At 66.4% G+C, this 12754-nt stretch carries 18 protein-coding genes; 10 read left to right on the top strand and 8 right to left on the bottom strand.

Features of this window, described 5'->3' with window-relative positions; translation table 11 throughout:
- Positions 1 to 1113 (bottom strand): AmpG family muropeptide MFS transporter (locus tag KBZ07_RS08655; RefSeq protein WP_254931230.1); only part of this gene is annotated, 1113 nt, incomplete at its 3' end.
- Positions 1114 to 1180: 67 nt separating this feature from the next.
- Between KBZ07_RS08655 and KBZ07_RS08650 the strand changes: the two genes are divergently transcribed.
- The 5 genes from KBZ07_RS08650 (at position 1181) to KBZ07_RS08630 (ending at position 3240) form a co-directional block, all read left to right on the top strand.
- A complete protein-coding gene (locus KBZ07_RS08650) occupies positions 1181 to 1306 on the top strand; it encodes a hypothetical protein (RefSeq protein ID WP_254931229.1) in 126 nt (41 codons plus the stop codon).
- Between the two features lie 96 nt (positions 1307 to 1402).
- Complete coding sequence (locus KBZ07_RS08645; RefSeq protein ID WP_254931232.1) at positions 1403 to 2158, top strand: HEAT repeat domain-containing protein; 756 nt, start codon at positions 1403 to 1405, stop codon at positions 2156 to 2158.
- A gap of 49 nt (positions 2159 to 2207) precedes the next feature.
- Positions 2208 to 2411 (top strand): DUF2997 domain-containing protein, encoded by a 204-nt coding sequence (locus KBZ07_RS08640; protein ID WP_254931228.1) that lies wholly within the window; start codon positions 2208 to 2210, stop codon positions 2409 to 2411.
- Between the two features lie 23 nt (positions 2412 to 2434).
- Complete coding sequence (locus KBZ07_RS08635; RefSeq protein WP_254931227.1) at positions 2435 to 2824, top strand: DUF1257 domain-containing protein; 390 nt, start codon at positions 2435 to 2437, stop codon at positions 2822 to 2824.
- Positions 2825 to 2844: 20 nt separating this feature from the next.
- On the top strand, positions 2845 to 3240 hold the full coding sequence (locus tag KBZ07_RS08630) for a ferredoxin (RefSeq protein ID WP_254931226.1): 396 nt from the start codon (positions 2845 to 2847) through the stop codon (positions 3238 to 3240).
- On the opposite strand, the gene rsmG is transcribed toward KBZ07_RS08630, so the two are convergent.
- Positions 3206 to 3955, bottom strand: coding sequence for a 16S rRNA (guanine(527)-N(7))-methyltransferase RsmG (rsmG, locus tag KBZ07_RS08625; RefSeq protein ID WP_254931225.1), 750 nt, complete (start codon positions 3953 to 3955; stop codon positions 3206 to 3208). The genes KBZ07_RS08630 and rsmG overlap by 35 nt on opposite strands.
- Before the next feature lie 68 nt (positions 3956 to 4023).
- Between rsmG and KBZ07_RS08620 the strand changes: the two genes are divergently transcribed.
- Together KBZ07_RS08620 and KBZ07_RS08615 are read left to right on the top strand one after the other, a co-directional pair.
- Positions 4024 to 4485 (top strand): J domain-containing protein, encoded by a 462-nt coding sequence (locus KBZ07_RS08620; protein WP_254931224.1) that lies wholly within the window; start codon positions 4024 to 4026, stop codon positions 4483 to 4485.
- Positions 4482 to 4748 (top strand): DUF3143 domain-containing protein, encoded by a 267-nt coding sequence (locus KBZ07_RS08615; protein ID WP_106502354.1) that lies wholly within the window; start codon positions 4482 to 4484, stop codon positions 4746 to 4748. Before KBZ07_RS08620 ends, KBZ07_RS08615 begins: the two co-directional genes overlap by 4 nt.
- Here the strand turns inward: KBZ07_RS08615 and KBZ07_RS08610 are convergent.
- Genes KBZ07_RS08610 through KBZ07_RS08590 form a run of 5 tightly spaced genes read right to left on the bottom strand, consistent with a single transcriptional unit; the run spans position 4745 to position 8214 of the window.
- On the bottom strand, positions 4745 to 4900 hold the full coding sequence (locus KBZ07_RS08610) for a hypothetical protein (RefSeq protein ID WP_254931223.1): 156 nt from the start codon (positions 4898 to 4900) through the stop codon (positions 4745 to 4747). The two genes, KBZ07_RS08615 and KBZ07_RS08610, sit on opposite strands and share 4 nt — an antisense overlap.
- Positions 4897 to 5565 (bottom strand): dethiobiotin synthase, encoded by a 669-nt coding sequence (gene bioD / locus KBZ07_RS08605; protein WP_254931222.1) that lies wholly within the window; start codon positions 5563 to 5565, stop codon positions 4897 to 4899. Before bioD ends, KBZ07_RS08610 begins: the two co-directional genes overlap by 4 nt.
- On the bottom strand, positions 5562 to 6386 hold the full coding sequence (locus tag KBZ07_RS08600; protein WP_254931221.1) for a methyltransferase domain-containing protein: 825 nt from the start codon (positions 6384 to 6386) through the stop codon (positions 5562 to 5564). The genes bioD and KBZ07_RS08600 overlap by 4 nt, the downstream gene beginning before the upstream one ends.
- Positions 6383 to 7066, bottom strand: coding sequence for an alpha/beta hydrolase (locus tag KBZ07_RS08595; RefSeq protein WP_254931220.1), 684 nt, complete (start codon positions 7064 to 7066; stop codon positions 6383 to 6385). Before KBZ07_RS08595 ends, KBZ07_RS08600 begins: the two co-directional genes overlap by 4 nt.
- Positions 7057 to 8214, bottom strand: coding sequence for an aminotransferase class I/II-fold pyridoxal phosphate-dependent enzyme (locus KBZ07_RS08590; protein WP_396121800.1), 1158 nt, complete (start codon positions 8212 to 8214; stop codon positions 7057 to 7059). The genes KBZ07_RS08595 and KBZ07_RS08590 overlap by 10 nt, the downstream gene beginning before the upstream one ends.
- A 191-nt stretch (positions 8215 to 8405) precedes the next feature.
- Here KBZ07_RS08590 and KBZ07_RS08585 point away from each other — a divergent pair, with 191 nt between their 5' ends.
- The 3 genes from KBZ07_RS08585 to KBZ07_RS08575 are packed head-to-tail and all read left to right on the top strand — an operon-like array spanning position 8406 to position 12051.
- Positions 8406 to 11162, top strand: a complete 2757-nt coding sequence (locus tag KBZ07_RS08585; RefSeq protein ID WP_254931218.1) for an RNA helicase — start codon at positions 8406 to 8408, stop codon at positions 11160 to 11162.
- A 22-nt stretch (positions 11163 to 11184) separates the two neighbouring features.
- Positions 11185 to 11625 (top strand): 23S rRNA (pseudouridine(1915)-N(3))-methyltransferase RlmH, encoded by a 441-nt coding sequence (locus tag KBZ07_RS08580; protein ID WP_254931231.1) that lies wholly within the window; start codon positions 11185 to 11187, stop codon positions 11623 to 11625.
- Between the two features lie 24 nt (positions 11626 to 11649).
- Entirely contained in the window at positions 11650 to 12051 is a 402-nt protein-coding gene (locus KBZ07_RS08575) for an OsmC family protein (RefSeq protein ID WP_254931217.1), read from the top strand.
- Between the two features lie 25 nt (positions 12052 to 12076).
- On the opposite strand, the gene KBZ07_RS08570 is transcribed toward KBZ07_RS08575, so the two are convergent.
- Positions 12077 to 12754 (bottom strand): lyase family protein (locus KBZ07_RS08570; protein ID WP_254931216.1); only part of this gene is annotated, 678 nt, incomplete at its 5' end.

Here is a 12754-nt window from a genome sequence, read left to right as displayed (position 1 = left end):
CGACAGCAGCGAGCGGCTCAGTGCGTAGATGCCGGAAAGTAGGGCGTACTGGGTGGCCGAAAAGCGCGGGTTGCAGAGGCTCATCAGCAGCGCCACAAACACCGCGCCCACCATGCCTCCGCTCAGGTTCTCCAGGCTCACGGCGGCGATCAGCCCGCCGAAGCCCCAATTGAACTGGGCCAAGGCCCAATAGGTGAGGTTGCCGCAAACGCCGGCGATTGCGAACAGCCACAGGGAGCGGTTCATGCCGATCCGGGCAAACAGCACGCCGCCAATCACGGTGCCGGCCATGGTGGCGGCAATCGCCCAGCCCCCCTGTACCAAGCCGATCTGGGCATCGCTGAACCCCTGCAATTTCAGGAAGGGGATGGCCATGGCGTTCAGCAGGCCATCGGGCCAGCGGTAGAGCAGCACCAGCAGCAGCAACTGCCAGGCCCGGTTTGGTCCCGCCCGGAACAGGAACTCCCGCGTTGGACCAAGCACCGCCTGCCGCAGGCTCGTGACCGGGTGTTGCACCGGTTGCAGGGCCGGGGCCCAGATGGTGAAGGGCACTACGGCCGCCAGCAGAGCTGCGGCGGCAAGGAAGGCGGCCGGCCAGCCAAAGCGATCAGCCAGCAGGAAGCCACCGGCACCCACCGCGAGCATGGCGGCCCGGTAGCCGAGGGTGGCTCCGGCAGCACCTGGCCCCCGCTCCGCCTCGGGCAGGAGGTCGGTGCGGTATGCGTCGACAGCAATGTCCTGGGTGGCACTGCAGACGGCCAGCACCAGGGCTGCGATGCCGATGGCGGTGAGGCTGGCTGGATTAGTGCTGGGTTGCAGCAGGGCCATCGCCGCAATCACAGGCACCAGGATTAGCTGCATCAGCAGCAGCCAGCCGCGGCGGCGATCGGGCCAGGCGATCGGCCAGCGGTCTAAAAGCGGTGCCCAGAAAAGCTTGAGGGTGTAAGGCAGCTCAGCTAGCGGGATCAGGCCGATCAGGGCAAGAGGAACTCCGCTAGCGGTGAGCCAGCCCTGCAGCAACTTGCTGCCCACCATCAGCGGGGTGCCGCTGGCTACTCCCTCGGCGGTCACAGCTGTTAGACGCCGCCAGCTGCCGGAACTCTTATCTGCCATCACATAGGCGTTATTCGGAGAACCCTAGGGGCGATGATGGAAGCCAGCACTCGCAAACGCCTCGGCTGTGCAATTTTTTCGCTCCACCCTGCTGCCGGCCGCGATTGTGGTGTTGTTTGGTCTGGCCCTGTTTGCCGTGAGCGCCCGCATCTGGTTACCAGGTGACATGGCGGCCCCCGCCCCGATTGGCTGATTCAACGTTGTGAGCGTTTCTCCCCAGTCCGATCAGCCGTCCGGTGGGGAGAGTCCCTTCGGTGGCAGTCCCCAGGAGCTGTACCTCGACCCCGAGATGCTGGCTCAGGAGCTGGCAGAAGAGCTGCGCGGTGATCCGCTCGACGATCTTGATAGCAGTGATCCAACGGCCAGTGATGTGGCGGCCGAGTGCGATCTGGGCTTGGCATTGTTGCGGGGCGATGCAGGGGCAGACAGCCAGGAGCGGTGGCTGCAGGGTTTGCGCATTTTTTGTGAACACCGTGATCCCCGGGCCCTGCCCCTGTTGCTGCCGCTGCTGACGGAGAGCTGCCCGATCCTGCGGATGAGCGCGGTCTACGCCTTGGGCCGCAACCCCAGCCCCCAGGCGGTTGAGCCCCTGCTGGGCCTGCTGGTCTCAGATGACAACGGCTACGTGCGCAAGGCCGTGGCCTGGAGCCTGGGCAACTACCCCGACGCTCCAATCCTTAATCCCCTAATCCGCTCCCTGCAGGTGGATATCTCCGCGGTGCGCCTCTGGGCTGCCAGCTCCCTGGCTGAGGCGGGCTGCACCGGGCCGGCAAAGGCCGATCCAGCTGCGGCCCAGCTGTTGCTCAGCATGCGCATCGACAGTGAGCCGGCGGTGCGCAGCAACAGCGCCTGGGCCCTCGGTCGCATCTACGGCGAGCTGGTGGAGCCTCGGCAGCAGCTGGTGGTTGAGTCCCTGTTGCACGCCATGCTCAACGATTTCGAATCGGGTGTGCGCGATGAGGCCCGGCTGGCCCTTGAGCAGCTCGAGCAGCCGGAGGTGTTGGAGCGTCTGCAGACCCTGGTGGAGGAGGGGTTGCTCAGCTGAACGGGAGCAGGATTTCCTGGTTAACATCTTCGAACCTTTCCAGCGTGGGATGGAACAGCTCACCATCCGTTATCGAATCCACCCCGATGGGCGCGTCGATGAGCTGGTGGAAGGGCTGAATGGCATGGCGTGCGAGCAGCTCACTGAGCGCATTGAGGCCAGGCTTGGAGTTGTGCAGCAGCGCCGGTCAACGGCTGAGGCCTTTCTCTGCGAGCAACAGGCGCAGCAAAGCCAGTTCCAGTCCCTCTCCTGAACCGATTACCTCTTCCTAGATCGATGTCGCACTTCAGCACCATCAAGACCGAGCTCCGTGATCGCCAGTCCTTGCTCGAGGCTCTCGAGGATCTGGGCCATGGCCCAAGGCAGGGAAGTTTGATGGTGCGCGGTTATCGCGGCCAAACCGTGGAGGCCCAGCTGGCTGTGGCCCAGGCCAATGGCGCTGATATCGGTTTTCGCCTCAATCCTGAAACCGGTAGCTATGAGCTGGTGACCGATCTCGACCTCTGGAATCAGGCCGTGCCGGTGGAGCGCTTCTTGGCCCAGCTCAATCAGCGATATGCCCTGCGCAGCATTCTGGCCGCCACGGCTGAGGAGGGTTTCCAGGTGAGCGAGCAAGCCCAGCAGCAAGACGGCTGCATTGAATTGGTGGTTACCCGTTGGGCTTAGATCCGGGAGCTCACCCCGGCATGGTTGATCCCTCCCTGGCGTTCACCGCCACCGCCTTTTCCCCCGAGTCACGTCGTAGTGGTCACGAACCACTGTTGGGTGGAGCTTTGGGTCAGAAGGCCGTATGGGTTGACGAGGCTGTCTGCATTGGCTGCCGCTACTGCGCCCACGTGGCCGTCAACACCTTTGCGGTCGAGCCCCACTGGGGCCGCTCCCGGGCGATTCGCCAGGACGGCGACGCCACCGAGCTGATACAAGAGGCGATCGATACCTGTCCCGTTGATTGCATCCATTGGGTTGCTTATGAGCAGTTGCCCGAGTTGCAGCAGCAGCTAGACGGCCAGGAAATTCTTCCCCTTGGTGTGCCTTCGCCGGTGCGGCTCAAGCGCACGTTGCCGCGCCCAGGGGCTGCTTAGCCGGCAGCCCCACGGCCCTGGGATAGGTGCGCGGGCAGGGGGCCAGCGGTTTAACCACCAGGGCGTGGCGGCTACCCCGGCCACTAGGTAATTCCCTGGCCAGGCACTGGTCGATGCCAGCCTTCAGGGGGATAAGGGCGGCGCTGAGGTCCCGTTGGTCATCGGCTGACCACTGGCCGCGATAAAGCAGGGCTCGCCCTTGGGGTTGCAGCAGCGGTACCAGGTATTCGGCCACCACCGGCGCGCTGGCCACGGCCCGGGCCAGAGCCCAGTCGAACTGGCCCCGACAGGCCTGCTGCTGGCCGGTGCGCTCGATCCTTTCGCAGCGCAGCTGCACTCGCTCCCCAAGCCCTAGCGCTGCGGCCATGGCCTGCACCGCCTCCACCTTGCGCCCCACCGAATCCACCAGGGTCAACTGGGCCTGGGGAAAGGCGATCGCTAGCGCTAGGCCGGGGAAGCCACCGCCGGTGCCCACATCGATCAGCCGCATCGGTGCCTGGGCTGCCCCCGATTGCAGCAGGGGCACCAGGGGCCAGAGGCTGTCAAACACCTGGGCTATCCAGAAGTCGTCGTCCTCCACCAGCCGGGTCAAGTTGAGCTTGCTATTCCATTGGCGCAGCTGCACCTGCAGGTCGCCCAGCGACTGTTCTTGGGCTGGGCTGGGCTGCCAGCCGAGCTCCTGCCAGAGGGCATTGCCGGTGAGGGTGCGAGCCATCCAGCTTGGTAACGGGTTTCTGATCTCTAGGATCCCGCAGACCGGATCGTTTTCCCGGCGCCCTGCCCTTGGCCAGCTCCCCACTTAGTTATTACACGTTGCTCCAGGTGCAGCAGAGCGCCTCGCCCCAGGAGCTACGCCAAGCGTTCCGGGGGCTGAGCAAGCGCTACCACCCCGATACCACCGTGCTGCCGGCTGGGGAGGCTGCATTGGCTTTCCAGCAGCTGCAGCAGGCCTATGGGGTGCTGAGCGACCCGGCCCTGCGCCAGCGCTACGACGACCAGCTGCGCCCGCCTTCGGCACCCAGTAGCCCCGTTGCACCGCCCCCGACCAGCATTACTCGGCCTGTTTCGGTGCGGCGTGAACTTTCTGGTGGCGAGTGGCTGGCGCTGCTGCTGCTGGGTTTTGCCCTGGTGTTGAGCTTGGTTCTGGGGGTGGGAGTGGCCTGGATGCGCGGCGCCCAATTGGTGCAATGGCCTAGCTGGTGGCCTGAGGGCGCTCCCACCAACGTGACAGGGTTGGTTTCATGACCGAGATGCCCAGTTCCCAGACACCGCTGTACCACCACCCCCTGCCTGCTTTGGAGCACTGGCTGGAGCAGTTGGGTGCCAAGCGGCAGCGCGCCAATCCCTGCCTCTGGGACCTGCACCGCCCTGAATGGAGCGCCCAGATTGAGCTGGAGGTGGACGAGCTCAAAGTGAGCTGGCACAGCGACGGCCAGGTGTGCGTGCGTCACTTTCCCTATGGCTTGTCGCGGGCCGATGCCGAGGCGGTGATCCTGGCGGGGCCTTAACGGCAGATGCGGCTCTGCTGCTCCTCTGCGCTGGAGAGCGGCCCGCAGTTGACCCAGCGCACCAGGGAGGTTTCCACGTCGGTGAACAGCACCAACACGCCGCCACAAAGCAGTACTAGGGCGCCACTTATTAACCAGTGCTGCTTGCTCATCGTCGGGGGTTGGGGGCTGCGCCCATGGCTGCCGTCAGGGTACGGCCCAGATCTTGCGCCCGCCATTGGGCAGCCAGCCCGGAGGCGGTGAGCGGTTCTAAAGGTGGCAGCTGGGCTAGAACCGGCGCTTGGGCCAATGCGGCCAGGGTGGCGGGATTGTCGGGATGGAGCGGGCCATTAAGCACTAGTCCCAACAGCGGAATGGAGCGCTGGCGCAGGGCCTCCACCGACAGCAGGGTGTGGTTGAGGGTGCCCAGGCCGCTGCGGGCCACCAGCAGCACCGGCAGCCTCCAGGCGGCTAGCTGATCGATTTGCAGCCAGTCGCGGCGCAGGGGCACCAGCAACCCACCGGCGGTCTCAACTACCAATGCTCCGGCCATTGCCGGCAGGGCCAGCCGGGCCGGGTCGATCGTGATGCCCTCTAGTTCGGCGGCCCAGTGGGGTGACACCGGCGTCTGCAGCCGGTAGGCCTCCGGTAGCAACCGCTCCGCTGGCAGCTGCAGCAGGGCCTGCAGGCGGCCCGAGTCGCCGCCGCCTTCCAGTCCGCTTTGTACCGGTTTCCAGTAGGTGGCCCCGAGCCCCTGGACCACAAGGGCGCTCACCACGGTTTTGCCCACGTCGGTGTCGGTGCCGCAGATCACCAGGGCGTTGCTGCAGCTGCTCATGGGCCGGGTCGCTGACCAAATAGCACTAATACTTCCCAGCTGACGCAGCCATCTGCTGGCCAGCAGTGCAGCAGCCGGCGCAACTGGGCCGCACTGAGGCGGTTGGCTCGGCTGGCGCTGGCCCCGAGGCCCTGTAGCTGCTGCAGAAAGCCGAGGCCGCTGCCGTAGGCGCGGCTGAAGCGCAGCCGGCGGCTGTAGTGAGCCATCAGGCCGCCCCTGCTGGCGGCGGCCAGCAGGGCTTCGGCGTCGGGCAGGCTCAGAGCTGTGCAGGGCACCCCTGCAGCCGCGGCGGCCTGGTGCCACTGGGGAAAACTGGCGCTTGTCGGCACTGCCAGGCCGAGCCAGCCCCCTGGCCGCAACTGCTCGCACCAGTGCTGTACTTGGGCTGGGGGATTCTCCAGCCACTGCAACGCGAAGCTGGAGGTGAGCAGGGAGGCCTGGCCCAGTTGCTCCGGCAGCCCCCAGTTGAGGTCCCAGCTGAGCTGGCCGCCGGCAGTGGTTTGGGGGTTATGGGCCAGCAGTTCGGGGCAGATATCAAGCTGCAGGAGGGCTCCCTGGCATCCCTGAGCCCGCAGCGCCTGCCCCACCAGCCCGGAGCCCGCGCCCAGATCGGCCCGGGGGCCGGCGGCAAGGTGGAGGGGCGCGCACAGGTGGGCCAGGCGCCAGGCCACCCCCTGCTGCAGGCGGGCATGGCGGGCATAGCCGGCGGCGTGGCGGCCGAAGCGGCTGCTCACTCGCGCGCTGAAACCTGCTTCATTTAAAAGCTTGTCATTTAAAAGCGTGTCTCTCAAAACCGTGTCGCGCACTGGATTTGCGTTCACGGCAGGCCCTCTATCCAGCCACACACGGTGGGCACGAGGGCCGGGCTGAGCAGGCAATGCCCCACGCCCGCCAGCACCAGGTTGTCGGCGGCAGGTAGGAGGTTGCGCAGCTGGTGGCGGGCTTGTGGATTCACGATTTGATCCTCGCCGCCCTCCACTATCAACAGCCGAGCCTGGAGCGGGAAGCCAGGCGGTAGCCCCGCCGTGGCCGCCAATAGGTTTAGATCTTCCGCCAGCCGCTGGCGGCCGGAGGCAGCAATAGGGGCGGCGGCGATGCCAGGGGGCAGCAGGCTGGAGGGTTGGGGGGCTGCGGCGCGCTCCATGAAGGTTTGGAGCATGGCGCTGGCTTCGGGGCCGGCCAGCTGGCTTGCCATGGCCGCCACGGCGCTGCGCAGCCGGCCGCCGCCGGGGCCCTCGGGCACAAAGCGGCCAAAGCTGGCGAGCAGCACCACCGCATCGGCCTGGGCCAGCACGGAGGCGGGCAGCAGATGGGGGCCCAGCGAGTGGGCGATCACCAGCTTCAGGCCCTGGTCGCTCTGCCAGGCCACCGGCCTGGGAGCTTGCCCGCCGTAGCCCCGTTCGCCGCACTGCCACGTCCAGCCGCGGGCGCTCCAGGCGCTTTGGAATGGTTCCCAGCCCTGGGCATCGCCGGCCCATCCGTGCATGGCGATCAGCTGCATGCAGGACTCCCCAGAGCTGTGAGCAATCGCTCCAATGTGCCCGCCGGTAGGTCGTGGCGCAGCACCAGCCGCAGCCGCGCCGTGCCTTCAGGCACGGTGGGGGGGCGGATGGCGACGCTTAAGAGGCCGGCTGCTTCTAAGCGTTGTTGCAGCTCGAGAGCCCGGTGATCGTCGCCCACCAGCAGCGGCAGGATCGGCCCGGTGCCTGGCGGCCGCGGCCAGCCGGCCGCTTCCAGACATGTGCGCCAACGGGCGGCTCGCTGCAGCAGGGCCTCGCTGCGGGGTTCGGCCTGAATCAGGGCCAGGGCGGCCAGGGCGCCGGCGGCCAATGGTGGGGCTAGGGCCGTGGTGTAGCGGTAGGCGCCGCTGGATTGCAGCAGCCAGTCCCCCACCAGGGCATCGCCGGCCAGAAAGGCCCCGCCGCCACCAAAAGCCTTGCCCAAGGTGCCGCTGATCAGGGCGATTTCGGGCTGGTTGTGGCCCAAGCCCCGTCCGCCGGGGCCGAGCACTCCCAGGGCATGGGCCTCATCGAGCAGCAGGGCGGCGCCGTGTTCGGCGCAGAGGGCCGTCAGGACCGCCACATCCACACTGGTGCCCTGCATCGAGAACAGGCTCTCGCTCAGTACCAGCAGCCGCTGTCCGGGAGCGCGCCGGCGGGCTGCTTGCAGCTGGGAGTCGAGCTGGGCCAGGTCGTTGTGGGCGAAGCGCTGCAGCCGGGCACCGCTGGCGCGCACCCCGGTGAGCAGGGAGTGGTGGATCAGTCGGTCGGCCAGCACCAGGCTGTGGCGATCAGCTAGGGCCCCTACCGCCGCCAGGTTTGCCTGAAAGCCGCTGGGAAATAGCAGCACCTGCTCGCGCCCCAGCCAGGCCGCCAGCGCTGCCTCCAGCTCGTCATGCACCGGCCGACTGCCACTCACCAGCCTCGATGCTCCTGCCCCCAGTCCCTGGCTGGCCGCGGCGGCCTGGGCGGCTGACACCACCTCGGGGTGACGGCTCAGACCTAGGTAGTCGTTGCTGGCTAGATCCAGCAGGGGGGCACTCCTGCTACCGGGAGTTGCCAGATCAAGGGTGGCGGCGGTTGCGGCGGGGGCAAAGCTGCGCAGGCCGCGGCGGCGCTGGGGGGGAATGGCTGCAAGTTGACGCCGCAATTCATCCCGCCAGCTGGCGGCTCTTTCCCCTGAGGGGGGAGAGGTGGTGCCGGGTTGTGTCAACGACCGGACATTGCTCCGCAAACGCTAAATCCGAGCTTGTGCCACGGCCTGTTGCTACTAGAGCTTGCCCGAGGCGGAACAGGCTCCTCCCTCATAGGATGGCTTCATGATCCAGCTCAAATAGCAGCGTGCCTGAAACGGCGCCCAATGGGCTGGATCCTGCAGCAATTTTCCCCTTCCCGCTCGACGACTTCCAGCTCGAGGCGATCGACGCGCTCAACCAGGGCCACTCGGTAGTGGTGAGCGCCCCCACGGGCTCCGGTAAGACCCTGGTGGGTGAGTACGCCATCTACCGCGCTCTGGCCCACGGCCAGAAAGTTTTTTACACCACGCCGCTGAAGGCCCTCTCTAATCAGAAACTGCGCGATTTCCGGGAGCAGTTTGGTGCCGACAAGGTGGGGCTGCTAACCGGTGATATGAGCCTCAACCGGGAGGCCCAGGTGGTGGTGATGACCACCGAGATCTTCCGCAACATGCTCTACGCGGAAGCCGATGCGGGAGATGACCCGCTTGAGGGCGTGGAGGCGGTGGTGCTCGATGAGTGCCACTACATGAACGATTCCCAGCGCGGCACCGTCTGGGAGGAGTCGATCATTCACTGCCCGCTGCCGATTCAGTTGGTGGCTCTTTCGGCAACGGTGGCCAATGCCGGCCAGCTCACCGACTGGATAGAGAGAGTGCATGGGCCCACCCAGCTGGTGCTCAGTGACCACCGGCCGGTGCCGCTGGCCTTCAGCTTTTGCAGTGCCAAGGGACTGCACCCCCTGCTCAACGACGAGGGCACCGGGCTCCATCCCAACTGCAAGGTGTGGCGCGCCCCCAAGGGCAGCCAGCGCAAGGGTCCGAAAACACCGAAACCACCCCAGCCCGAGGCTCCGCCCCTGGGTTTTGTGGTGGCCCAGATGGCGGAGCGCGACATGCTGCCTGCCATCTACTTCATCTTCAGTCGCCGCGGTTGCGATAAGGGCGTCAAGGAGCTGGGCAAGGCCGCCCTGGTGACGCCTGCTGAACAGGCGCGCATCAAGGCCCGCCTGGATCTGTTTATGGCAACGACCCCCGAGGCGGTGCGGGAAGGCGGCCACGCTGAGGCCCTGCTGCGGGGCATTGCCGCCCACCATGCCGGCGTGCTGCCGGCCTGGAAGGAGTTGATCGAGGAGCTGTTCCAGCAGGGGCTGATCAAGGTGGTGTTTGCCACCGAAACCCTGGCGGCCGGCATCAACATGCCGGCGCGCACCACGGTGATTTCGGCGCTGAGCAAGCGCACCGAGCGAGGCCACCGCCCTTTGATGGGCAGTGAGTTTTTGCAGATGGCGGGCAGGGCCGGCCGGCGCGGCCTTGATACCCAGGGCTACGTGGTGACCGTGCAGAGCCGCTTTGAAGGCGTGCGGGAGGCGGGCCAGCTCGCTACTGCGCCGGCAGATCCGCTGGTCAGCCAGTTCATGCCCAGCTACGGCATGGTGCTCAACCTGTTGCAGCGCTACGACCTGGCTAAGGCCAAGGAGCTGGTTGAACGCAGTTTCGGCCGCTACCTGGCCACCCTCGATTTAGTCGAGGACGAGGCCCGCATCGGCCAGTTGATGCAGCAGCTCGAAGGCCTGGAGGATGGCTCCGGCGAGGTGCCCTGGGACGACTTCGAGGACTACGAAAAGCAGCGAGCTCACCTGCGCGAAGAGAGGCGCATCCTGCGGATCCTCCAGCAACAGGCCGAGGAAACCGTCGCCCATGAGCTCACCTTGGCGCTGCAATTCGCCAGTGAGGGCACTTTGGTGAGTCTCAAGGCGCCCCAGCTACGCGGCCGGGTAACGCCGGCGGTGATTGTGGAGAAGGTGAAAGGGCCGGGGCAGTTTCCTTTGCTCAAATGCCTCACCGACGAGAACCTTTGGCTGTTGCTGCCCTGCCACGGGGTGGTGAGCCTCCATGCCGAGCTCAGTTGCCTGCAGGTGAGCCAGGTGGATCCCCCCGAGTTGCGCCAGCTTGGCGAGTTGCGCCACGGCGATCAGGCCAGCGGTGGCCTGGCCCTTGCCGTTGCCCACATGGCCAGTCGCCACGACATGGCCACGCCCCAGTACGACCTGGCCGGTGAGGTGCAGGACCAGGCCCAGCAGGTGCATCAGCTGGAGGAAAGCCTGGAGCTGCATCCGGCCCACCGCTGGGGCGACCGCCGCCAGCTCAAGAAGCACCGCCGCCGCATGGAGGAGTTGCAGCTGGAGATCGAGGAGCGCCAGCAGCTGCTGCACTTCCGCTCTAATCGCCACTGGGACACCTTCCTGGCCCTGATTGAGGTGTTGCGCTTTTTTGGGGCTCTGGCGGGAGCTGATGGCCTGGAGCCCACCGAAGTGGGCCGCACCGTGGCCGCCCTGCGCGGCGACAACGAGCTGTGGCTGGGACTGTCGCTGATGAGCGGCCACCTCGATGAGCTCGATCCGCCCCAGCTGGCGGCGGTGTTTGAAGCCATCTCCACCGAAGTCAACCGGCCCGATCTGTGGTGCGGCTACCCGCCGCCACCGGCCGCCGAGGAGGCCCTGCATGATCTGTGCGGCCTGCGCCGCGAGCTGGAGCGTCAGCAGGAGCACGCCAAGGTCAACTTCCCGCTTTGGTGGGAGCCCGAGTTGATGGGCCTGGTGCACGCCTGGGCTAAAGGTGCCAGCTGGAGCGACATGATTGCCAATACCTCCCTCGACGAGGGTGATGTGGTGCGGATCTTGCGCCGCACCGTGGATTTGCTGGCCCAGGTGCCCTACTGCGAGGCAATCAGCGAGCAGCTGCGCAGCAAGGCCCGCGCTGCCCTCAAATCGATCAATCGCTTCCCGGTTTGCGAGATCGAGGATTTGGTGGCTAGTGGCAACGGTCACCTGGATCCGGCGATCGAGCGCCCCCAGTCTTGAGGTTGGTGGGCCGTAACCCATGATCAACTCCGCCCGCATACGCATCATTGCCGTCGGCAAGGTGCGCAAGGGCTGGGTGAGCGAAGGGGTAGAGACTTATCGCAAGCGGCTCCCGGGCCTGGAGATCGTGGAACTGCGGGACGGTGGCATGGCCCGCGAGGCGGAGGCCATATCCGCTGAGCTGCGCGGCGGCGAGCAGTTGGTGGCCCTGTGCGAGGAGGGCCAGAGCTACGACTCGTTGGCCTTCGCCAAGGCGCTTGAAGGTTCTGGCTCGGAGCGGCTGGCGTTTGTGATCGGTGGGGCTGATGGTCTCGACCCGGCGCTCAAGGGGCGGGCCCACTGGCGCCTGAGCCTCTCACCGATGACCTTCCCCCACGAGCTGGCGCGGCTGCTGCTGTTGGAGCAGCTTTACCGGGCCAGCTCGATTCAGCAGGGCGGGCCGTATCACCGCGACGGCGCTTGACTGGGGTAGTGCTTACGCCCCGCGATGACCACGATTGACAGCCGCTACGAGGGAGCCCTGCGCTGCCACTCCAGCCACGGGCCTTCGGGCTGCGAGCTCGAGACCGATGCCCCCACCGACAACCAGGGCAAGGGGGATCGTTTCTCGCCCACCGATCTGGTGGCCACGGCCCTGAGCACCTGCATCCTGACGATCCTGGGGATCGTTGCCGAGCGCCACGGCTGGCCGCTGCAGGGGGCCAGCGCTCGGATTGAAAAAACCATGACCCCCGAGGCGCCACGGCGCATTGCCCTGCTGGAGGTGTGGATCAGCTTGCCGGCGGGTCTCAGCGAGGAGCAGCGGGCCGTGCTTCACCGGGCCGGAGAGACCTGCCCGGTGAAGCTGAGCCTGGAGGGTGCTGTGCCGATGCGGCTGCACTGGGCCTGAACTGCCTGCCAGCTCAAATCCTTAGCTAAATCCCTAGTCGCTGCCAGATCACGTCCAGGTTGGCCTGATGCAGATCGGTGCTGAAACACTCAGCCAGCTGCTCAGCGCTGAGCTTGCTGATCACCTCTGCATCGGCTTCAAGGTTGGCGCGGAAGTTGCCGCCGTCCATATTCCAGGCGCTGTGGGCGTTGCGCTGCACGATCCGGTAAGCGTCTTCGCGGTTGATGCCGGCTTCCACCAAGGCCAGCAGCACCCGCTGGCTGAACACCACTCCGCCGTAAACGTTCATGTTGCGGGCCATGTTGTCTGGGTAGACCCCTAAGCCCTTCACTACCTCGGTCATCTCCCGCAGCATGAAGTGCAGGGTGGCGGAACAGTCGGGCAGCATCATGCGCTCCACCGAGCTGTGGCTGATGTCGCGCTCGTGCCAGAGGGCGCAGTTTTCCAGGGCCGCCACCACATAGCTGCGCAGCACTCGGGCCAGGCCACTGATCCGCTCGCTGCGGATCGGGTTGCGCTTGTGGGGCATGGCCGAGCTGCCCTTCTGCCCCTTGGCGAAATTTTCCTCCACCTCGAGCACGTCGGTGCGCTGCAAGTTGCGGATCTCGGTGGAGAAGCGCTCCAGTGCCGCGCCCACCAGGGCCAGGGTCTGCACGTATTCGGCGTGGCGATCGCGGGCGATCACCTGGGTGCTGGCGGTGTC

This window comes from Cyanobium sp. BA20m-14 (assembly GCF_024346295.1).
The sequence above is the reverse complement of the archived record's forward strand: the minus strand, read 5'-3'. Positions and strand labels throughout refer to the sequence as shown.

Coding starts and splice junctions, on each gene's coding strand:
- KBZ07_RS08635 (WP_254931227.1), top strand. CDS start 2,435: ATGTCGCACTTCAGCACCATCAAGACCGAGCTCCGTGATCGCCAGTCC.
- bioD (WP_254931222.1), bottom strand. CDS start 5,565: ATGAGCAGCTGCAGCAACGCCCTGGTGATCTGCGGCACCGACACCGAC.
- KBZ07_RS08645 (WP_254931232.1), top strand. CDS start 1,403: ATGCTGGCTCAGGAGCTGGCAGAAGAGCTGCGCGGTGATCCGCTCGAC.
- KBZ07_RS08640 (WP_254931228.1), top strand. CDS start 2,208: ATGGAACAGCTCACCATCCGTTATCGAATCCACCCCGATGGGCGCGTC.
- KBZ07_RS08615 (WP_106502354.1), top strand. CDS start 4,482: ATGACCGAGATGCCCAGTTCCCAGACACCGCTGTACCACCACCCCCTG.
- KBZ07_RS08610 (WP_254931223.1), bottom strand. CDS start 4,900: ATGAGCAAGCAGCACTGGTTAATAAGTGGCGCCCTAGTACTGCTTTGT.
- rsmG (WP_254931225.1), bottom strand. CDS start 3,955: ATGGCTCGCACCCTCACCGGCAATGCCCTCTGGCAGGAGCTCGGCTGG.
- KBZ07_RS08595 (WP_254931220.1), bottom strand. CDS start 7,066: ATGCAGCTGATCGCCATGCACGGATGGGCCGGCGATGCCCAGGGCTGG.
- KBZ07_RS08630 (WP_254931226.1), top strand. CDS start 2,845: ATGGTTGATCCCTCCCTGGCGTTCACCGCCACCGCCTTTTCCCCCGAG.
- KBZ07_RS08575 (WP_254931217.1), top strand. CDS start 11,650: ATGACCACGATTGACAGCCGCTACGAGGGAGCCCTGCGCTGCCACTCC.